The following is a 19,574-nucleotide window of genomic DNA, read 5'->3' on the forward strand; positions in this document are numbered from 1 at the left end:
ACATGCGCGCAGATGTGCTGATTGTCGGGGCCGGAATGGTCGGAAGCGCCCTGGCGCTGGCGTTGCAGGGCAGTGGCCTGCAGGTGCTGCTGCTCGACGGCAGCCCGCTGAGCGTCAAGCCGTTCGACCCTCATGCTGCGTTCGAACCGCGGGTGAGCGCCTTGTCGGCCGCCAGCCAGCGTATCCTCGAGCGCCTTGGCGTGTGGGACGGGATTGTCGAGCGACGTGCCAGCCCGTACGGCGAGATGCAGGTGTGGGACGGCAGCGGCACCGGGCAGATCCACTTCTCGGCGGCCAGCGTGCATGCCGAGGTGCTGGGGCATATCGTCGAAAACCGTGTGGTCCAGGACGCCTTGCTCGACCGCCTGCACGACTGCGACCTCGGCCTGCTGGCCAATGCGCGCCTGGAACAGATGCGCCGCTCCGGCGATGACTGGCTGCTGACCCTCGCCGATGGCCGCACCTTGCGCGCGCCGCTGGTGGTCGCGGCGGACGGTGCCAACTCGGCAGTACGTCGCCTGACCGGCACCGCTACCCGTGAGTGGGATTATTTGCACAACGCCATCGTCACCAGTGTGCGCAGCAGCCAGGTGCATCAAAAGACGGCCTGGCAGCGTTTTACCGACAATGGCCCGCTGGCATTCCTGCCGCTGGTGCGGGACGGGCAGGAAGACTGGTGTTCGATTGTCTGGTCGACCACCCCGAGTGAGTCCGAGCGCTTGATGGCGCTGGACGATGAAAGCTTCTGCCGTGAACTGGAAAATGCCTTCGAAGGCCGCCTGGGCAGCGTGATAAGCGCCGATCCACGGCTGTGCGTGCCGTTGCGTCAGCGCCACGCCAAACGCTACGTGGCCGAAGGCCTGGCATTGATTGGCGACGCGGCCCACGTCATTCATCCGCTGGCGGGGCAGGGGGTGAACCTGGGCTTCCTCGATGCGGCGGTGCTCGCCGAGGTCCTGCTGGCGGCCAACGAGCGCGGCGAGCGCCTGGCGGATGTGAAGGTGCTCAGCCGTTACGAGCGTCGGCGCATGCCGCACAACCTGGCGCTGATGGCGGCGATGGAAGGCTTTGAGCGGTTGTTCCAGGCCGATCAACTGCCGTTGCGCTGGCTGCGTAATGCAGGGCTGAAGGTGGTTGAGCAGATGCCGGAGGCCAAGGCGTTGTTTGTGCGTCAGGCATTGGGTTTGACCGGGGATTTGCCGGAGCTGGCCAAGGCCTGAGGGTGCTGTGCAACATCTGGTAACGGCTCCGTTGAGCGTTACCAAATGTGAGTCCTTATCATTTGCGCTCTTTTTGCAAATGAGAGACCGCACCCATGCTGGCACCCAAGCGCCTCCTGACTGCCCTGGCACTCACTCTTATCGGCAGCACCACCGTGCAGGCGGCCGATGAGGTCGTGGTCTACTCCTCGCGCATCGACGAACTGATCAAGCCGGTGTTCGACGCCTACACCAAGAAGACCGGCGTGCAGGTGAAGTTCATCACCGACAAGGAAGCGCCGCTGATGCAGCGCATCAAGGCCGAAGGTGAAAACGCCACCGCCGACCTGCTGCTCACCGTCGACGCCGGCAACCTCTGGCAGGCCGAGCAGATGGGCATCCTGCAGCCGTTCACCTCTGCGGTGATCGACAAGAATATTCCCCTTCAATACCGTTCTTCGGCCCATGCCTGGACTGGCCTGAGCCTGCGAGCGCGGACCATCGCCTACTCCACCGATCGCGTGAAACCGGGCGACCTGACCACCTACGAAGCCCTGGCCGACAAACAGTGGGAAGGCCGCCTGTGCCTGCGCACCGCGAAGAAGGTCTACAACCAGTCGCTGACCGCCACCCTGATCGAAACCCACGGCGCGGCCAAGACCGAAGAAATCGTCAAGGGCTGGGTCAACAACCTGTCCACCGACGTGTTCTCCGATGACATTGCCGTGCTGGAAGCGATCAACGCCGGGCAGTGTGACGTGGGCATCGTGAACACCTACTACTACGGCCGCCTGCACAAGCAGAAGCCGGACCTGGCGGTGAAGTTGTTCTGGCCGAACCAGGGCGACCGCGGGGTGCACGTCAACCTGTCGGGCATCGGCCTGACCAAGCATGCACCGCACCCGGAAGCAGCCAAGGCGCTGGTGGAGTGGATGACCACGCCGGAAGCGCAGAAGATCTTTGCGGATGTGAACCAGGAATTCCCGGCCAACCCGGCGGTGCCGCCGTCGGCGGAAGTGGCGACCTGGGGCAAGTTTGTAGCTGACACATTGCCGGTGGAAGTGGCGGGCAAGCGTCAGGCTGAGGCGATTCGCTTGATGGATCGCGCTGGCTGGAACTAGATACAATTTGCAAGGCGCCGCCGATCTAAATGTGGGGGCGGGCTTGTGTGGGAGCGGGCTCCCACATTGGTTAGCGCTGGCTTCAAGCTATTCATTCTCTGAGAATTAACCTTTGGCCCATCCCGCCCAACGCCGCTGGTACCTGCCGGTCTTCACCGTCGCCGCCCTGGTGCTGCTGCCGTTGAGCGTGCTGTTGCTGTCGTGGCAGACCATCGACCACCAGATCTGGTCCCACCTGTGGGAAACCCAGATGCCACGTCTGCTGGGCAACACCTTGACCCTGGTGCTGGGCGTCGGTGTGGGCGTTACGCTGCTGGGCGTCAGCCTGGCCTGGCTGACCAGCCTCTGCGAATTCCCCGGCCGGCGCTGGCTGGACTGGGCGTTGATGCTGCCCTTCGCGATTCCCGCCTATGTGCTCGCCTTCGTCTTCGTCGGCCTGCTGGACTTCTCCGGCCCGGTGCAAACCCTGCTGCGCGAATGGTTTGGTACAGGCTTGCGCCTGCCGCGTGTGCGCTCGACCAGCGGTGTGATCATCGTGCTGGTGCTGGTGTTCTACCCCTATGTTTATCTGCTGGCACGCACCGCGTTTCTCGCCCAGGGCAAAGGCCTGATGGAAGCGGCGCGTGTCTTGGGGCAGTCGCCGTGGCAAGCGTTCTGGCGGGTGGCCCTGCCCATGGCGCGTCCCGCCATCGGTGCGGGCGTGGCCCTCGCGCTGATGGAAACCCTGGCGGATTTCGGTGCCGTCTCGGTGTTCAACTTCGACACCTTTACCACCGCCATCTACAAGACCTGGTACGGCTTTTTCAGCCTCTCCAGTGCCGCGCAACTGGCCAGCCTGTTGCTGTTGGTGGTGATGCTGGTGCTGTACGGCGAGCGCCGCGCCCGGGGCGCCAGCCGGCCGAGCAACGAGCGACCTCGCGGCAAGGCGCTTTACCATCTGCGCGGGTTCAAGGCGGCGTTGGCCAGCGGTTGGTGCGGATTGGTGTTCGCCTGCGCGTTCGTGATCCCGATGCTGCAACTGGTGGCCTGGTTCTGGCAGCGTGGCCGTTTAGACCTGGACGAGCGCTACGCCGGTTTGATCGTCCATACCCTGTACCTGGGCGGTATGGCTGCCCTGATCACCGTCAGCGTGGCCCTGGTGCTGGCGTTCGCCCATCGCCTGGCGCCCACCCGGGCCATCCGCTCCGGCATCAGCCTGGCCAACGTGGGTTACGCGCTGCCGGGCTCGGTACTGGCGGTGTCGATCATGTTGGCGTTCAGCTACCTGGATCGGGAACTGGTGATTCCGGTGTCAGGCTGGCTGGGGGGCGCCGGCAAACCGCTGTTACTGGGCAGTTTGTCGGCCTTGCTGCTGGCGTATCTGGTGCGCTTCATTGCGGTGGCCTACGGGCCGCTGGAAAACAGCCTGGCGCGAATCCGTCCATCCTTGCCGGAAGCCGCCCGCAGTCTTGGGGTCAGCGGGCCGCGACTGTTTTGCAAAGTGTATCTGCCACTTTTGCTGCCGGGCACCCTGAGCGCGGCGCTGCTGGTGTTTGTCGATGTGCTCAAGGAAATGCCGGCGACCCTGCTGATGCGCCCGTTCGGCTGGGACACGCTGGCGGTGCGGATTTTCGAGATGACCAGCGAAGGGGAGTGGGCGCGGGCTTCGCTGCCGGCCCTGACCCTGGTATTGGTGGGGCTGTTACCGGTCATCGGGTTGATCCGACGTTCGGCGCGACGAATCGGTTAGGTGCCAGTCCTACGGCTTGAGGCTACAATGCGCGGCATTCGGTGCGGTCGATCTTTCAGATCGGGTTGCTGAACGCGGCTACAGGCCTTGTATTTCAAGGCGTGCGGCCCGAACGGCGACCGTCCGCACCTTCGCCACGCCCGGAAGGAGAAACCCATGGGACAGCGCACGCCTCTGTATGACCTGCATCTCGCCCTTGGCGCGAAAATGGTCGATTTTGGCGGTTGGGATATGCCTTTGCACTACGGCTCGCAGGTTGAGGAGCACCATCAGGTGCGACGCGACTGCGGGGTGTTCGATGTATCCCATATGACCGTGATCGATATCACAGGCCCCCAGGCCAAGGAATGGCTCCAGCATTTGCTGGCCAATGATGTTGACCGATTGCACGGCTGCGGCCGCGCGTTATACAGCGCCATGCTCAACGAGCAGGGCGGCGTGGTGGACGACATGATCGTCTACCGTACCGAGGGCGGTTACCGGCTGGTGGTCAACGCCGCCACCCGTGACCAGGACATGGCCTGGATGCAGGCTCGGCTCGGCAGCTATCAGGCCCAGCTCCGCGAGCGGCCCGAATTGGCCATGCTCGCCATTCAAGGCCCCCATGCCCGGCAAAAGATCGCTGAACTGGTGACCCAGTCCCGCGCCACCCTGATCCATCAGCTCAAGCCCTTTGAAGGCCTGGCTGACGGCGACTGGTTTATCGCGCGCACCGGTTACACCGGCGAAGACGGTCTTGAAATTGTCCTGCCGGCCGATCAGGCCCCGGCGTTCTTCAACGACCTGGTAGGCGCAGGCATTTCGCCTATCGGCCTCGGCGCCCGCGACACGCTGCGCCTTGAGGCCGGCATGAACCTCTACGGTCAGGATATTCATCAGGACGTTTCGCCCCTGGCAGCCAACATGGCCTGGAGCATCGCCTGGGAGCCGGCCGAGCGGGATTTCATCGGCCGCGCCGCCCTGGAAGCCGAAAAGGCTGCGGGTGTGAAGTCCAAGCTGGTCGGCCTGGTGCTGGAAGAGCGCGGGGTTTTACGCGCTCACCAGGTGGTTCGTATCGCCAATGTTGGCGAAGGAGAGATCACCAGTGGTAGTTTCTCTCCTACGCTAAGCAAATCCATTGCCCTGGCGCGTGTGCCGTCGGCGACTGCTGACCGGGCCGAGGTGGAAATCCGCGGCAAGTGGTACCCGGTTCGGGTGGTCAAACCGACGTTCGTGCGCCATGGCAAAACATTGATCTAACTTTTCCGGCGGGCCAATGGCCGCTGACATTTTTCCTTGAGGACACAGACTATGAGCGATATCCCTGCCGACCTGCGTTTTGCCGAAAGTCACGAATGGGCCCGTCTGGAAGCTGACGGCACCGTGACCGTCGGGATCTCGGACCATGCCCAGGAAGCATTGGGGGATGTAGTGTTCGTTGAGTTGACCGAAGTCGGCAACGTGTTCAAGGCGGCTGACCAGGCCGGCGTGGTTGAATCGGTGAAGGCCGCTTCGGATATCTACTCGCCAATTGCTGGCGAAGTGATCGCGGTGAACGACGCCTTGAGCGGTGAGCCAGAGCTGTTGAACTCCGACCCTTACGGCGCCTGGATCTTCAAGCTCAAGCCAAGCAACCCGGATGAACTGAAAAAATTGCTGGACGCTGCCGGCTACAAGGCTGCCATCGGCGAGTGATCCCGCTGCGGGAGCCGGCAACCGGCTCCCGCAAAGGTTTTATCCGCGTTTCAATACTGCTTTTACCGCCGCTACCGAACGCTCTACGTCCGCCTTCGTCATCGCCGTGAACATAGGCAACGACACAATCAAACGCCCCACTTTTTCCGCTACCGGGAACATGCCTTCCTTGAATCCCTGCGCCTTGTACAAGCTCAGCAGGTGGATCGGTGGGTAGTGATAGCCAATGCCGACGCCATGGGCCTGCATCTGCTCCATGAACGTGGCGCGTGCGGGCAGGCCGTCCTGACGCTCCGGCAGTACCAGCTGGAACAGGTGCCAGTTGCTGTTTTCGAAGTCTGCCGGTGGCAATTGCGCACCGTACTGCGCTTCAAAATCACTGCCGAAGCATTCGAAATAGTGACGCGCCAGTTCCTGGCGGTGGGCAGTGATCTTCTCGATATGGGCAAACTGGCCCAGGCCGATGGCTGCTGCGATGTCGGTCATGTTGAACTTGCCGCCCAACACATCCACGTCCAGGCCATCGAAGCCGGTGCGGGTCACGCCCTGCAGGCGATATTTTTCCGCCAGGCGTGCTTCTTCAGCGTTGTTCAATACCAGGCAGCCGCCTTCGGACGAGGTGATGTTCTTGTTCGCCTGGAAGCTGAACGATACGAAATCGCCGGTAGCGCCAATGCGTTGGCCATCCCAGCTGGAACCCAGGGCCTGGGCTGCATCTTCGACGATGCGCAGGTTGTACTTGTTGGCCAGCGCGTAGAGCAATGGCATGTCCAACGGCAGGCCCGCCAGGTATACCGGGATGATTGCCTTGGTGCGCGGTGTGATCGCGGCTTCCACCTGGGCCAGGTCGATATTGCGGGTCACCGGGTCGATGTCGGCGAACACCGGCGTGGCACCGACTTCCAGAATCACGTTGGCCGTGGCTACCCACGAAATCGGGGTGGTGATGACTTCGTCACCAGGCCCGATACCGGCGATGCGCAAGGCAATCTCCATGGTGCAGGTGCCCGAGTTGAAGGTACGCACCGGGCGCCCCCCAAAATATTCCGACAACTGCGCCTCGAACGCCTGCACTTTCGGCCCGCTGGTGATCCAGCCGGAGCGCAGTACGTCGCCTACCGCCGAGATGGTGGCTTCATCAATGGTGGGCTTGGAGAACGGCAGAAAGGGCAGTTGGCTCATGACGTTGAAGGCATCCGTTTCAGAAGGCGATGAGAAAAAAGCATATCAATGCCGGGCATGGTTGCACGGCTCGACTGAATATAGCCTGTCGTCTGTGAATGAATCGTCCCGCCTGAAACAAAAAATGCCGCCTCGGGAGCGGCATTTCAGCATCGGTGTCAGAAGGCAACGCGTGCCTCAAGAAACACGTTCTGCTCTTTGAGCTTGCCTTTGAGCTGTTCGTCCCGGGCGTTTATCCGATTGGCGAACGTGTTGTAGCCGGTCTCGATCCCGCCCATGTCCACGTAACGCCAGCCGGTACCCAGGGTCAGGGTTTCGCTGACCTTGGCATCCAGCCCCAGGCCAACGCTGTAGGCGAAGTTGTATTGGCGATTGCTGGCGAAACGGCGGGTGTCGTTGGTCTGGTAACCCTCGGCGTCAACCTGGGCCACGCCGACTCCCGCCATACCGTAGAACGACAGCCATTCATTGATCGGGATGTTTTTATAACCGTTGAGCATCAGGCGCTGGCTGTCGGTGCGCAGGCTGTTGACGTTGGCATTGAACGGTGCCCAATGGGATTTGAAGGTCGAGTGGCTGGGCATCGTGTATTCCCCCTCCAGGCGCCAGCCATCGGCAAAGGCATAGCCCACGGCGAATGAGCCGGTGAACGTCTTGCTGCTGTCGGGGGCTTCTACCCGGTGGGTTACGCGTGGGCTGGTCAGCAGTGAGCTTGAGAGATTCTGCCGGGCGCTGTTGAGCTTTGCCGACCCGTACCAGCTTTCTGCCTGGGCATAAGGCGTGGCAACCGCGGCGAGCAGCAGGGCGTAGGAGAGTTTTTGCATGGTCATCGATTCACTCAGTCTGAAGGGAATCGATAGCTTGTTGCCGGGTGCGCCTGCAACTCGACAGGACTTTTCCTGTTCAGATGCGGAATCGCCAGCGTCTGGCGTAGGAAATCAGGGCAAAAAAATGCCGCTCTCGAGGAACGGCATTTTTTATGCGGCGGTATTACTCGGAAGCAATGGCGTTTTTTGCCAGGATTGCGTTCGCCAGGTCCATATCCGTGGCCTTGAGGCCAGGGTTATCGGCGCGGACTTTCTGCATCGCAGCTTCCAGGTATGGGCCACGGATGTTGCCGTCACTGGCGACGAAGCTACCGGCGTCGTCCTGGGCGGCGACTACCATTTTGTGGTCCTTGAAGGTCAGGTACGTCGAGCCGGTCGTGGCACCCGATGAGATGACATTACGCCAGAAGCTGTCGGCCATGGCTGAACCGACAGGAAGGGAAAGCACAGCGAGGGTTGCGACAGCATATTTTAGACGCATGATGGGTGACTCCGACTGGGTTATCTGAACAGTTTGATTGTAGATAGCCCAGCCGAGTTCCATGGATGACTAAACAGTTTCAACCTGCAAAATCACGCCTTCCTGACCAATGACACGTACGTGTGCCCCAGCCGGCGCGTCCGGCCCGGATGCCATCCACACACCGTCACCCACCTTGATCTTGCCACGGCCCTCGACGATGGCCTGATGCACCACAAAGGTGCGACCGATCAACTCGGAGCCGCGCATGTTCAGCCCCGGCTGGTCGCTGACCTTGGCGCTGCTGCGCTGGCGTCGCCACCAGTACACCGCCGTGAGGATCGACAACACGGCGAACAGCAGCAGTTGCCACTCCAACCCCAGGCTCGGCACCAGGAACTTGATCACGCCCACGGCTGCCGCGGCGATGCCCATCCACAGCAGATAACCACCGGCACCGAACACTTCAAGGATCAACAGCACCGTGCCCAGTGCCAGCCAGTCCCAAAACGACAGGTGCTGCAGGAATTCCCACATGGTGCGTGCCTCAGGCTTTCTTGTTGTCGAAGGTTGCCTTGACGATTTCGCCGATGCCGCCGACTGCGCCAATCACCTGGCTGGCTTCCAGCGGCATCAGGATCACCTTGCTGTTGTTGGCCGAGGCCAGCTTGCCCAGTGCGTCGATGTATTTCTGGGCGACGAAGTAGTTGATGGCCTGCACGTTACCGGTGGCGATGGCTTCCGATACCACTTGAGTGGCGCGGGCTTCGGCCTCGGCCTGACGTTCGCGGGCTTCGGATTCCAGGAAGGCGGCCTGACGACCACCTTCGGCCTCCAGGATCTGCGCCTGCTTCTTGCCTTCGGCGGTCAGGATCGCGGAGGCTCGCAGGCCTTCGGCCTCGAGGATCTGCGCACGCTTGATCCGCTCGGCCTTCATCTGGCCGGACATGGCGGCCATCAGGTCGGCAGGCGGGCTGATGTCCTTGATCTCGATCCGGGTGATCTTGATGCCCCACGGTGCGGTGGCTTCGTCGACGGTGCGCAGCAGTTTTTCGTTGATGCCGTCACGCTGGCTGAGCATCGCATCCAGCTCCATGGAGCCGAGCACGGTACGGATGTTGGTTTGCAACAGGTTGCGGATGGCGTGTTCGAGGTTGTTCACCTCGTAGGCAGCTTGGGCGGTATTGACCACCTGGAAGAAGCACACGGCGTCGATCTGCACCGTGGCGTTGTCAGCGGTGATGACTTCCTGGGGTGGGATATCCAGCACGCTTTCCATCACGTTGATCTTGCGACCGATGCGGTCCATGACCGGAATGATGATGTTCAGGCCGGGCTTGAGGGTGTTGGTGTAGCGGCCGAAGCGCTCGACTGTCCACTGGTAACCCTGCGGGACCACCTTGAAACCCATGAAGAGGATGGCGACGGCCAAGCCTACAAAAAGAAGCAGTACGGTTCCGATCTGCATAACGATTCCTTGTCTGGTGACGGTGAAGCGAGGTTTTTCCGATTGTAACGGTGTTGTCACGGATAAGGACGGATTACCGCGCCATCGATCAAAGGATTTGTTTCTGAATCCCCAGGCGTCACTCGCAGTACCTCTTCAAGTGTTGTCAGTCCTGCCATTACCTTGCGCATACCGGCGGACCGCAAGCTGCACATTCCCTGGTCAAGGGCCGCCAGACGCAGGGCCTGGAGGTCGGTGCCCGGGCTGACCAGGGCCTTGAGGCGATCGTTCATCAGCATGATCTCGTAGACCCCGGCTCGACCCCGATAGCCACTTTCCCGGCACTCGCCGCAACCCACTGCCTGATGGACCTGCCCGGCTTGCCGCTTGCAGTGCGGGCACAACAGCCTGACCAGGCGCTGGGCCATCACCCCCAGCAGCGTGGCATTGATCAGGTAATGGGGAATGCCCAGTTCCAGCAAGCGGCTGATGGCGCCGGGCGCATCGTTGGTGTGCAACGTCGACAGCACCAGATGCCCGGTCAGGGCGGCCTGGATCGCCATTTCTGCGGTTTCCAGGTCGCGAATCTCGCCGATCATGATGATGTCCGGGTCCTGGCGCATCAGGGCGCGGATGCCGCTGGCGAAGGTCAGGTCGATGTTGTGCTGCACCTGCATCTGGTTAAAGGCCGGCTCCACCATCTCGATCGGGTCTTCGACGGTGCACAGGTTGACCTCGCGAGTGGCCAATTGCTTGAGCGTGGTGTACAGCGTGCTGGTCTTGCCGGAACCGGTAGGGCCGGTGACCAGGATGATGCCGTTGGCCTGGCCGGTCATGGATTGCCAGCGTTGCAGGTCGTCGCTGGAAAGTCCCAGTTGCTGGAAATCCTTGTGCAGCACCTGCGGGTCAAAAATTCGCATCACCAGCTTTTCGCCGAAGGCTATGGGCAAGGTCGACAGGCGCAGCTCCACTTCCCCGCCCGTGGGGCTTTTGGTCTTCACCCGGCCGTCCTGGGGTTTGCGTTTTTCCGCCACGTTCATCCGGCCCAGGCTTTTCAGGCGGCTGACCACCGCCATCGTCACCTGGGATGGGAATTGATAGACGTCATGCAGCAGCCCGTCGATGCGAAAACGCACGCGCCCCTGATCGCGTCCGGGTTCGATATGGATATCACTGGCCCGCTGGCCAAAGGCGTACTGCAACAGCCAGTCGACGATGTTGACGATGTGCGCGTCGTTGGCGTCGGGCTCCTGGTCGCTGGCGCCGAGATTGAGCAGTTGTTCGATATTCGGCGCGCCGGAGGTTTTTTGATCAATGGCGCCGTTGACCGATTTCGCCAGTCGGTAAAACTCCACGGTGCAGAGCTGGATCTCCTGGGGATTGGCCAGCACCCGCTTGATGGAGCGCTTCAACACCTGAGCCAGGCCGGCTTCCCAACTGCACACGTAAGGCTGGGCACTGGCGACGGTAACGCTGTGGGCGTCGACCGCAACGGCCAGGATCTTGTGGCGCTGGGCAAAGGCATAGGACATCAGCGGCACCACCGCCGCGACGTCGATTTTCAACGGGTCGATACGCAGGTAGGGCTGGCCGCAGTGGCGGGCGAGCCATTCGGTCAGCATTTCCAGAGACCGCCCCTGGCTGGCAATGCATTCCAGGGGATGCAGCCCACTGTTCGCCGGCAGAGCCAGGTCGGCGGGCACCAGGCCCTGGTCGATCAGGGCAGGCAACAACTGATGGGTTTCCAGCCAGCGATCCTGGGGATTTGGCGCAACGGACATGGTGACGTTCCTGGGCAACGATTAGGCGTAGTCCTCAGGCTAGTCACGCTTTGCGCTTCGGCCTCCGGGGTTTATTGCAGGCTTTTACTGAGCGGCCGCCTGGACCGCCAGAGGCCGCGCAGCATCTGCCGGGCGCAGCTCCAGCGAGCACACACTGATCAGGTTACGAAGTTTTTCGCCGATCACCTGGGCCCGGTGCCAGCTCAGGCCATCCATCACGATATCGATCGCCAGCAGGTCGTCTTCACGCTGCACGCTCACCTGACGTGGCACCAGGAACTGCAGGGCAAAATAGTTGAGCACCCTGCACAACACGTCGGGTTCAGCCTCGGCGAGGATTTGATAGTGCGCCTGGCAGTGGGCATTGCTGACGGCCCAGGCGTCAACGCGTTGGGCGGGGTGGGGGGCTTCGACGACGTGCATGATGATTCTCCGGATTCGACTGGAGAAATTTTTGCATTCGTCGCGGGAGATTTCTTATCTAAAACAGCCTGTATTGGCTTATAAGAGAATCATGTAATTCTTTAAATCATGATTAATGGGTATTTTTATGCACGCTGAATTGGACGTGTACGACCGGCGCATTCTCGCGCTGTTGCAGGAAGACGCTTCGCTCTCCAGCGCGCAGATCGCCGAACAGGTCGGCCTGTCGCAGTCGCCGTGCTGGCGCCGGATTCAGCGGCTGAAAGAGGAGGGTGTGATTCGCGGCCAGGTCACCCTGCTGGATCGCAAGAAAATCGGCCTTAATACGCAGATTTTTGCCGAGGTGAAACTCAACGCCCACGGCCGTTCCAACTTCACTGAATTCACCGAGGCGATTCGCGGTTTTCCGCAAGTGCTGGAATGTTATGTGCTGATGGGGGCGGTGGACTTTTTACTGCGGATCGTCACGTCGGACATCGAGGCGTATGAGCGGTTTTTCTTTGAGAAGCTGTCGATGGTGCCGGGGATTCAGGAGGTCAACTCGATAGTGGCGTTGTCGGAGATCAAGTCCACCACGAGTTTGCCGGTGTTGCGCTGATAGTTGCCATGGCCTGACTTGAGTGGCGAGGGAGCAAGCTCCCTCGCCACAAGGGTTTTACAGGCGCAGCAGGGTTTTCCAGGCGCGATTCTGATACACCGCAATCGCCTGATGCATCCGCGCATCCAGCGACTCATCGGTGATCGGCTGGTTGGCCAGGTGCGCCAGCTTGTTCAGCTCGCCATACAAACGGTCCAGCTCGGCGATATCCAGCACCTGGCGTGCATGGTGCAGCCAGGCCAGGATGCGTTCGATACGCGGCAGTTGCTCGGCCAGGTCTTCCGGCTGTTGCTGGTAGCGCGGCAGTTGCAGGGCAACGGCGTCATCGGCCAGCAGGCGCGGCAGCCAGTTGGCCAGCTGTGCAGCGCCCTGGCGATTGCCACGCACGTTGCGATCCGCGGCCCAGGTGCGGGCCAGCAGCCAGCGGGAAGTGGTCAGGGAGAACAAGCCCCAGCGCACGTCTTCCAGTTCTTCGGCGAACTGCTCCGGCGCGGCCTTGCGGATGTCTTCATCGTCGTCACCGGCCTGGACCAGCGGACGCCAGTCTTCCAGTAAGGCGTCCAGTGCGGCGCGCAATTCGCTGGTGGACTGACGCGGTGCGGCCTGGCCGAGGCTGCCGAGCAGGGCCCGCAGTTCGCCGAGGTTTTCCACCCAGTCCTGCAGCAGACGCCAGTGGCCGTTAAAACGGTATTGCTCGGCCAGGCGCTGGCTGCTGCCCAACAGATGCCACATGACGGCAGCAAATGCGTCGTCCAGCGGCATTTCGGCGTGCAGCAGCGGTGCCGGCAGGCTCAGGGAGTAGCTGTTGGCGTCGAACAGGCGATAGCCACGCTCGGCCTTGCTGATATCGCACGGCATCAGCGCCAGGGTCGCCGCCAGTTCAGCGGCCAGCTCCAGCAGGGCGGCCGGGTCGCCTTCGCGCAGTTCCAGTTCCAGCTCGCAGATTTCTTCTTTCTGCTTGCCGGCAACCACGTGGCCCAGGTCCAGGGCGGCTTCGATCACCACCTTGGCCTTGCCGCGGCCCCAGGCGATTTCAGCGCGTTCGCGGACGAAATCGGTGGTGAAGATCGGCTTGAGGGTCTTTTTGTCCAGCTCGGCCAGTTGCTCGGGCCAGCATTCGCCGTCGAGTTTCTTCACGTCGAGCTTGGCTTTGGCCAGGTCCCAGTTGTACTCATTGCGTTCCGACAAGCCGGCGACGCTCTGGCCACGGGTCTTGAGGGTCTGGATCACTTCGTCGCCGTCTTTGCGCAGGCGCAGGGCCACTTTGGCCTGGGCCAGGTCGCGTTCCGGGGTGTCGAAGTACTGGTTCATCAACTCACGGCGTTCCCAGCCACTTTTGTTGCGTTTTTTCAGTAACGGGTGCTCACGCAGCGCGGCGAGGGTTTCGCGGCTGACACGGAGCTTGATTTCGGTTTCTTTCTGCATGGCCGGAAAATCCAGGATCGGGAGCGCAGCCGGGGAAAAGAGTGGCTGCCAAGGTCGTGCAGTGTACAGGACTGAGCCCGGCAACGTGCCGCAACGGTTTATTGTGTCACTCAGATAGCTCTATGATGGGGTTCGTCCGGGAAGTTGAGAGACAGCGCATGCCTTTACCGTCCATGAAAGAACAATTCGCCGCGCTGATTGCCGCGCCTTCGGTCAGTTGTACCCAGGCCTCTCTCGACCAATCCAACCGCCCGGTCATCGATTTGCTCGCCACCTGGCTGGCAGACCTGGGCTTTGCCTGCGACATCCAGCAGGTCAGCCCCGGTAAATTCAACCTGTTGGCCAGTTTCGGCACCGGCCCTGGCGGCCTGGTGCTGGCGGGCCACAGTGACACCGTGCCGTACGACGGCGCCCTATGGCAGACCGATCCGCTCAAGTTGACGGAAGTCGACGGCCGCTGGGTAGGACTGGGCAGCTGTGACATGAAGGGCTTTTTCGCCCTGGTGATCGAAGCCGTCCAGCCGTTGCTCGACCAGCCTTTCAAGCAGCCGCTGCTGATTCTTGCTACCTGCGATGAAGAAAGCTCCATGGCCGGTGCTCGTGCACTGGCCGAGGCGGGTCGTCCCTTGGGCCGTGCGGCGGTGATCGGTGAACCCACCGGCCTCAAACCCATCCGCCTGCACAAGGGCGTAATGATGGAGCGCATCGATATCCTCGGGCGCAGCGGCCATTCGTCGGACCCAAGCCTGGGCCACAGCGCCCTCGAAGCCATGCACGACGCCATTGGCGAACTGCGTGGCCTGCGCCTGGCCTGGCAGCGCGAATACCGCAATCCGCAGTTCAGCGTGCCGCAGCCGACCATGAACTTCGGCTGCATCCACGGTGGCGACAACCCCAACCGCATCTGCGGCCAATGCTCCCTGGAATTCGACCTGCGGCCCCTGCCGGGCATGGATCCCCAGGTGCTGCGCGCTGCCATCCGGCAGAAGCTCGAACCCTTGGCCGAGCGCCATCAGGTGAAGATCGACTATGCGCCGCTGTTCCCCGAAGTGCCGCCGTTCGAGCAGGCCGAGGATGCAGAGTTGGTGCGAGTAGCTGAACGACTTACCGGTCATCGCGCCGAAGCAGTGGCGTTCGGCACCGAAGCGCCTTATCTTCAGCGCCTTGGTTGCGAGACCCTGGTGCTTGGCCCTGGCGATATCGCCTGCGCCCACCAGCCAGGCGAGTACCTTGAAATGTCACGCTTGACGCCTACAGTGCGTCTATTGCGTGAACTGATTCAACATTACTGCCTGACACCTGCATAAATTAACCCCTGCCCATCCGTACATAGAAGGAGAGCGAGCGTGTCGCCAAGCCTGTTCCGACGATAACCAACAGCCCGCTGTGCGTTTTTGCAATTCATCCTTTTTTGGCTGCTTTTTATTACAGGCCCAGGTTTTTATGCCCGAATACGTCAATTGGCTTCGTCACGCTTCGCCTTACATCAATGCCCACCGGGATTGCACCTTTGTCGTCATGCTGCCGGGCGATGGTGTAGAGCACCCGAACTTCGGCAATATCGTCCACGACCTGGTGCTGCTCCACAGCCTGGGCGTGCGACTGGTGCTGGTCCACGGTTCGCGCCCGCAAATTGAAACCCGCCTCGCCGCCCGCGGCCTGACCCCGGCTTACCATGAAGGCTTGCGCATCACCGATGCCGCAACCCTGGAGTGTGTGATCGACGCGGTCGGCCATCTGCGTATCGCCATCGAAGCGCGGTTGTCGATGGACATGGCCTCTTCGCCGATGCAGGGCTCGCGCCTGCGGGTGGCCAGCGGCAACCTGGTGACGGCGCGCCCGATCGGTGTGCTTGAAGGCGTCGACTATCACCACACCGGCGAAGTGCGCCGGGTCGACCGCAAGGGCATCAACCGCCTGCTGGACGAGCGCTCCATCGTGCTGCTGTCGCCGCTGGGCTACTCGCCTACCGGCGAAATCTTCAATCTCGCCTGTGAAGACGTCGCCACCCGCGCGGCCATCGACCTGGGCGCGGACAAGTTGCTGCTGTTCGGTGCCGATCTCGGCCTGATCGACGAGCACGGCCGCCTGGTGCGTGAATTGCGGCCGCAACAGGTGCCCGCGCACCTGCAACGCCTGGGCAACAACTACCAGGCCGAATTGCTGGACGCGGCCGCCGAGGCTTGCCGGGGCGGCGTAGGCCGCAGCCACATTGTCAGTTATGCCGAAGACGGCGCCTTGCTGACCGAGCTGTTCACCCGGGATGGCGGCGGTACGCTGGTGGCCCAGGAGCAGTTTGAACTGGTGCGCGAAGCGGCGATTGAAGACGTCGGCGGGTTGCTGGACCTGATCAGCCCGCTGGAAGAGCAGGGGATTCTGGTGCGTCGTTCCCGGGAAGTGCTGGAGCGGGAAATCGAGCAGTTCAGCGTGGTGGAACGTGAAGGCATGATCATCGCCTGTGCGGCGCTGTATCAGATCGCCGACTCCGACGCAGGGGAGCTGGCGTGCCTGGCCGTGAACCCGGAGTACCGCCATGGCGGTCGCGGTGACGAACTGCTGGAGCGCATCGAGACCCGTGCCCGGGCCCAGGGTTTGAAGACGCTCTTCGTGCTGACGACCCGTACCGCCCACTGGTTCCGCGAACGTGGTTTTGTGCCGAGCACGGTGGATCGCCTGCCGTCGGCGCGGGCGTCGTTATACAACTATCAGCGTAATTCGAAGATTTTCGAAAAGGCGTTGTAAGCCTGAAGGGGCGAGGGGGCAATCCTCTCGCCTGTCACTTCGGCGAGTCATGCTCCTCGGCGGATGCATCGGCCCTGAACACAGGGTTTGCCGATTTATACACATAACTGACATCAAAGTGACATTATCACCGGGTACGGTGAGGTGGATTGTTGGGACGGCAGAAAAGTTTCATCGATACAAAAACTGTAACAAATTGACGGAATGATGTGCGTTTGGCCATGATGGCGTCGCGTTTTTGATCGTGAGTGACGTATGACCCCGTTTGGTCAACACAAAACGATCTAAAAAAGCGCAAAGACATACTCTTTCGGAAAACGCTTATGGAGCGGCATCGCCTGTCGGCTTGACCGTCCCATGGAAAGCGTTATTCCTGAATGGTATGAAAAAGGACGAAACAATTCTTTTTGGGTGTATGAAAAACTCATTACCCTGCAAGGACCAAATTAACTGCGGTTAGACGAAAGTAGTAGACACACAAGGTTACGATTGACTTGTCAGTCACTATCCGGTGCTAATCGCGCATCTGTGGATCGAGGGCGTCAGACCCGAGACCTAAGAAATACAAAAATTAGAAATGAGAGGAGCGGTACATGAAGAAGTCGACATTGGCGTTGGCTGTGACCCTGGGTGCAATCGCCCAGCAAGCAGGCGCCGCAGGTTTTATCGAAGACAGCAAGGCAACACTGGGTCTGCGTAACTTCTACATCAACACGGATAACCGTGATGGTGCTCCAACATCCAGCAGCCGCAGCAAAAACGCCGAATGGGGCCAAGGCTTCGATCTGCGTTTCATCTCGGGTTTCACCCAAGGCACTGTTCAGTTCGGTGTTGACGCTATTGGCCTGTATGGCCTGCGTCTGGACTCCAGCCGCGCAAATCACGGTAACTACAGCGGCACCGCTTCGGGCGGCACTGTGTTCCCGAGCGACGGCAATAAGGCAGTCAATGATTTCGCCAGCCTGGGTGTGACCGGCAAGGTCAAAATCTCCCAGACCGTGGCAAAATTGGGCACCCTGCAGCCAAACAACCCGGTGATCAAGACCAACGACGGTCGCCTGTTGCCTCAGACCTTCCAGGGCGGCGAGATCGTTTCTAACGAAATCAAAGACCTGACTCTGACTGCTGGCCAAATCGAGTCCGCCAAGGGCCGTAACTCCAGCAACAACGAAAACCTGTCGATTGCTGGCGCGAACAAAAGCTCCAACTATGACACCGGCAAATTCAGCAACAAGTTCTACTACGCCGGTGCTGACTACAAGATCACCAAGGATCTGACCGCTTCGTACTACTTTGGCGAGCTGAAAGACTTCTACTCCCAGAACTTCCTGGGTCTGGTACACAACTGGGCAATCGGCCCGGGCGTGCTGAAAAGCGACCTGCGTTACTACCGCAGCCGCGATAATGGCGCGAATGCCAATACCGCTGGCTACTACACCTCGGGTTACTACACCGACGGTGCCCGCCCTGCGACCAGCGGCAAGGTTGACAACGACCTGTACAGCTACCTGGCGCTGTATTCGGTTAACGGCCACACTTTTGGTGGCGGTTACCAGTACACCAAGGGCGACAGTGACTTCCCTTGGCTGAACCAAGGTGACGGTTCGTCGAACAGCACCACTACCGACATGCAAATCCAGAAATTTGCCCGTGCTGGCGAACGCACCTGGCAAGCTCGTTACGCGTATGACTTCGCCAAGGTCGGCCTGCCAGGCCTGACCGCTGGTGTTGTCTACCTCAAGGGCAGCAACATCCAGACTACCACCGGTGACAAAACCGAGTGGGAGCGCGACTTGACTCTGGCTTACGTTGTTCCAGAAGGCCCGCTGAAAAACCTCGGCGTTGCGTGGAAAAACGCAATGTGGCGCACCGATGTTGCGACTCGTGACCAGGACGAAAACCGCCTGATCGTCAGCTACTCGATCCCGCTGTTGTAAGAGCGTAAAACCTTGCCCGGCGCAATGCCGGGCAGGGTGCTTTACTTTTCAAGCCGGGCTCAACCCCCGCAAGCCCGTCCTGAACCCCTCTTTGTACAGCGTCTCAAGGCCTTCTCGAACCTTGAAGCGGATGTTGATCCACGCCCGTTGCCAAGTCCAATGAACAGATTTTTAATATTCCTTTATCGTCTAGATAAATCGATATTTATTCTTTTTAAATAATCCGCGACACAGGCACAGTGGGCTCCATAAGCACTCATCAGGAGCCACACCATGAGCCTCAGACTGGGCGACATCGCCCCCGACTTTGAACAGGATTCCAGCGCCGGCAAGATTCGCTTCCACGAGTGGCTGGGCGATAGCTGGGGCGTGCTGTTTTCCCACCCGGCGGACTTTACCCCGGTGTGCACCACCGAGCTGGGTTTCACCGCCAAGCTCAAGGATGAATTCGCCAAGCGGGGCGTCAAGGCCATTGCGCTGTCGGTGGACCCGGTGGACTCCCACCACAAGTGGATCGAAGACATCAACGAAACCCAGAACACCGTCGTCAACTTCCCGATCCTGGCCGACGCTGACCGCAAGGTCTCCGACCTGTACGACCTGATCCACCCGAATGCCAGTGACACCCTCACTGTGCGTTCGCTGTTCGTGATTGATCCGAACAAAAAGATTCGCCTGACCATCACCTACCCGGCCAGTACCGGTCGCAACTTCCACGAAATCCTGCGGGTGATCGACTCGCTGCAACTGACTGACAACCACAAAGTCGCGACCCCGGCCAACTGGCAGGACGGTGACGAGGTGGTGATCGTGCCGTCGCTCAAGGACGAGGAAGAGATCAAGAAACGCTTTCCGAAGGGTTACCGGGCGGTGAAGCCGTACCTGCGGCTCACGCCTCAACCGAATCGCTGACACACAACCACATGTGGGAGCGGGCTTGCTCGCGAATGCGCACTGTCAGTTGATGCATCTTTGAATGACACACCGCTTTCGCGAGCAAGCCCGCTCCCACACTTGCGCGCATTTCAA

The 19,574-nt window shown here is 60.8% G+C and carries 18 protein-coding genes; 10 read left to right on the forward strand and 8 right to left on the reverse strand.

The annotated features are described in order from the left end of the window. The first annotated feature begins 2 nt into the window (after positions 1-2). The 5 genes from HX805_RS03265 to gcvH all read left to right on the forward strand — a co-directional run bounded on the left by HX805_RS03265 (position 3) and on the right by gcvH (position 5,723). Complete coding sequence (locus tag HX805_RS03265) at positions 3-1,220, forward strand: 2-octaprenyl-3-methyl-6-methoxy-1,4-benzoquinol hydroxylase (protein WP_162835188.1); 1,218 nt, start codon at positions 3-5, stop codon at positions 1,218-1,220. Between the two features lie 95 nt (positions 1,221-1,315). Further along, positions 1,316-2,320 (forward strand): extracellular solute-binding protein, encoded by a 1,005-nt coding sequence (locus HX805_RS03270; protein ID WP_008438892.1) that lies wholly within the window; start codon positions 1,316-1,318, stop codon positions 2,318-2,320. Between the two features lie 112 nt (positions 2,321-2,432). Beyond that, complete coding sequence (locus tag HX805_RS03275) at positions 2,433-4,049, forward strand: iron ABC transporter permease (protein ID WP_177116608.1); 1,617 nt, start codon at positions 2,433-2,435, stop codon at positions 4,047-4,049. Positions 4,050-4,205: 156 nt separating this feature from the next. Then, positions 4,206-5,288 carry a glycine cleavage system aminomethyltransferase GcvT gene (gene gcvT / locus HX805_RS03280; RefSeq protein ID WP_003213938.1) on the forward strand — a complete coding sequence of 361 codons (1,083 nt, stop codon included), beginning with the start codon at positions 4,206-4,208 and terminating at the stop codon, positions 5,286-5,288. A gap of 51 nt (positions 5,289-5,339) precedes the next feature. Continuing rightward, complete coding sequence (gene gcvH, locus HX805_RS03285; RefSeq protein WP_087693282.1) at positions 5,340-5,723, forward strand: glycine cleavage system protein GcvH; 384 nt, start codon at positions 5,340-5,342, stop codon at positions 5,721-5,723. Between the two features lie 39 nt (positions 5,724-5,762). On the opposite strand, the gene HX805_RS03290 is transcribed toward gcvH, so the two are convergent. The 7 genes from HX805_RS03290 to HX805_RS03320 all read right to left on the reverse strand — a co-directional run bounded on the left by HX805_RS03290 (position 5,763) and on the right by HX805_RS03320 (position 11,843). Further along, a complete protein-coding gene (locus HX805_RS03290) occupies positions 5,763-6,905 on the reverse strand; it encodes a DegT/DnrJ/EryC1/StrS aminotransferase family protein (RefSeq protein WP_177050305.1) in 1,143 nt (380 codons plus the stop codon). 158 nt (positions 6,906-7,063) lie between these two features. Further along, positions 7,064-7,735, reverse strand: a complete 672-nt coding sequence (locus HX805_RS03295) for an outer membrane protein (protein WP_008438895.1) — start codon at positions 7,733-7,735, stop codon at positions 7,064-7,066. A gap of 160 nt (positions 7,736-7,895) precedes the next feature. Continuing rightward, positions 7,896-8,213, reverse strand: a complete 318-nt coding sequence (locus HX805_RS03300; RefSeq protein ID WP_008438896.1) for a DUF2388 domain-containing protein — start codon at positions 8,211-8,213, stop codon at positions 7,896-7,898. Positions 8,214-8,282: 69 nt separating this feature from the next. Beyond that, on the reverse strand, positions 8,283-8,729 hold the full coding sequence (locus HX805_RS03305; RefSeq protein WP_008438897.1) for an NfeD family protein: 447 nt from the start codon (positions 8,727-8,729) through the stop codon (positions 8,283-8,285). A gap of 10 nt (positions 8,730-8,739) precedes the next feature. Beyond that, positions 8,740-9,660, reverse strand: a complete 921-nt coding sequence (locus HX805_RS03310; RefSeq protein ID WP_003213925.1) for an SPFH domain-containing protein — start codon at positions 9,658-9,660, stop codon at positions 8,740-8,742. A gap of 56 nt (positions 9,661-9,716) precedes the next feature. Further along, positions 9,717-11,420 carry a GspE/PulE family protein gene (locus HX805_RS03315; protein WP_177116609.1) on the reverse strand — a complete coding sequence of 568 codons (1,704 nt, stop codon included), beginning with the start codon at positions 11,418-11,420 and terminating at the stop codon, positions 9,717-9,719. A gap of 84 nt (positions 11,421-11,504) precedes the next feature. Further along, positions 11,505-11,843, reverse strand: a complete 339-nt coding sequence (locus tag HX805_RS03320) for a hypothetical protein (RefSeq protein WP_177116610.1) — start codon at positions 11,841-11,843, stop codon at positions 11,505-11,507. Between the two features lie 127 nt (positions 11,844-11,970). Here HX805_RS03320 and HX805_RS03325 point away from each other — a divergent pair, with 127 nt between their 5' ends. Then, a complete protein-coding gene (locus HX805_RS03325; RefSeq protein ID WP_003213920.1) occupies positions 11,971-12,441 on the forward strand; it encodes an Lrp/AsnC family transcriptional regulator in 471 nt (156 codons plus the stop codon). Between the two features lie 57 nt (positions 12,442-12,498). Here HX805_RS03325 and HX805_RS03330 read toward each other — a convergent pair whose 3' ends face one another. Continuing rightward, positions 12,499-13,866 (reverse strand): inorganic triphosphatase, encoded by a 1,368-nt coding sequence (locus tag HX805_RS03330; RefSeq protein ID WP_008438903.1) that lies wholly within the window; start codon positions 13,864-13,866, stop codon positions 12,499-12,501. A gap of 158 nt (positions 13,867-14,024) precedes the next feature. Between HX805_RS03330 and argE the strand changes: the two genes are divergently transcribed. The 4 genes from argE (at position 14,025) to HX805_RS03350 (ending at position 19,457) form a co-directional block, all read left to right on the forward strand. Beyond that, a complete protein-coding gene (gene argE / locus HX805_RS03335) occupies positions 14,025-15,173 on the forward strand; it encodes an acetylornithine deacetylase (RefSeq protein WP_003213916.1) in 1,149 nt (382 codons plus the stop codon). Between the two features lie 136 nt (positions 15,174-15,309). Continuing rightward, positions 15,310-16,608, forward strand: coding sequence for an amino-acid N-acetyltransferase (gene argA / locus HX805_RS03340; protein ID WP_003213914.1), 1,299 nt, complete (start codon positions 15,310-15,312; stop codon positions 16,606-16,608). A gap of 593 nt (positions 16,609-17,201) precedes the next feature. Further along, positions 17,202-18,545, forward strand: a complete 1,344-nt coding sequence (locus HX805_RS03345) for an OprD family porin (protein WP_134327499.1) — start codon at positions 17,202-17,204, stop codon at positions 18,543-18,545. A 273-nt stretch (positions 18,546-18,818) separates the two neighbouring features. Further along, positions 18,819-19,457, forward strand: a complete 639-nt coding sequence (locus HX805_RS03350; RefSeq protein ID WP_003195267.1) for a peroxiredoxin — start codon at positions 18,819-18,821, stop codon at positions 19,455-19,457. The last annotated feature ends 117 nt before the right edge of the window (positions 19,458-19,574 follow it).

Origin of the sequence: Pseudomonas sp. G5001, from assembly GCF_013385475.1 — a bacterium.
Lineage (GTDB): Bacteria > Pseudomonadota > Gammaproteobacteria > Pseudomonadales > Pseudomonadaceae > Aquipseudomonas.

Coding starts and splice junctions, on each gene's coding strand:
- HX805_RS03305 (WP_008438897.1), bottom strand. CDS start 8,729: ATGTGGGAATTCCTGCAGCACCTGTCGTTTTGGGACTGGCTGGCACTG.
- HX805_RS03320 (WP_177116610.1), bottom strand. CDS start 11,843: ATGCACGTCGTCGAAGCCCCCCACCCCGCCCAACGCGTTGACGCCTGG.
- HX805_RS03325 (WP_003213920.1), top strand. CDS start 11,971: ATGCACGCTGAATTGGACGTGTACGACCGGCGCATTCTCGCGCTGTTG.
- HX805_RS03295 (WP_008438895.1), bottom strand. CDS start 7,735: ATGACCATGCAAAAACTCTCCTACGCCCTGCTGCTCGCCGCGGTTGCC.
- HX805_RS03350 (WP_003195267.1), top strand. CDS start 18,819: ATGAGCCTCAGACTGGGCGACATCGCCCCCGACTTTGAACAGGATTCC.
- HX805_RS03330 (WP_008438903.1), bottom strand. CDS start 13,866: ATGCAGAAAGAAACCGAAATCAAGCTCCGTGTCAGCCGCGAAACCCTC.
- gcvH (WP_087693282.1), top strand. CDS start 5,340: ATGAGCGATATCCCTGCCGACCTGCGTTTTGCCGAAAGTCACGAATGG.
- argE (WP_003213916.1), top strand. CDS start 14,025: ATGCCTTTACCGTCCATGAAAGAACAATTCGCCGCGCTGATTGCCGCG.
- HX805_RS03290 (WP_177050305.1), bottom strand. CDS start 6,905: ATGAGCCAACTGCCCTTTCTGCCGTTCTCCAAGCCCACCATTGATGAA.
- HX805_RS03270 (WP_008438892.1), top strand. CDS start 1,316: ATGCTGGCACCCAAGCGCCTCCTGACTGCCCTGGCACTCACTCTTATC.
- HX805_RS03300 (WP_008438896.1), bottom strand. CDS start 8,213: ATGCGTCTAAAATATGCTGTCGCAACCCTCGCTGTGCTTTCCCTTCCT.
- HX805_RS03315 (WP_177116609.1), bottom strand. CDS start 11,420: ATGTCCGTTGCGCCAAATCCCCAGGATCGCTGGCTGGAAACCCATCAG.
- HX805_RS03265 (WP_162835188.1), top strand. CDS start 3: ATGCGCGCAGATGTGCTGATTGTCGGGGCCGGAATGGTCGGAAGCGCC.
- HX805_RS03345 (WP_134327499.1), top strand. CDS start 17,202: ATGAAGAAGTCGACATTGGCGTTGGCTGTGACCCTGGGTGCAATCGCC.
- gcvT (WP_003213938.1), top strand. CDS start 4,206: ATGGGACAGCGCACGCCTCTGTATGACCTGCATCTCGCCCTTGGCGCG.
- HX805_RS03310 (WP_003213925.1), bottom strand. CDS start 9,660: ATGCAGATCGGAACCGTACTGCTTCTTTTTGTAGGCTTGGCCGTCGCC.
- argA (WP_003213914.1), top strand. CDS start 15,310: ATGCCCGAATACGTCAATTGGCTTCGTCACGCTTCGCCTTACATCAAT.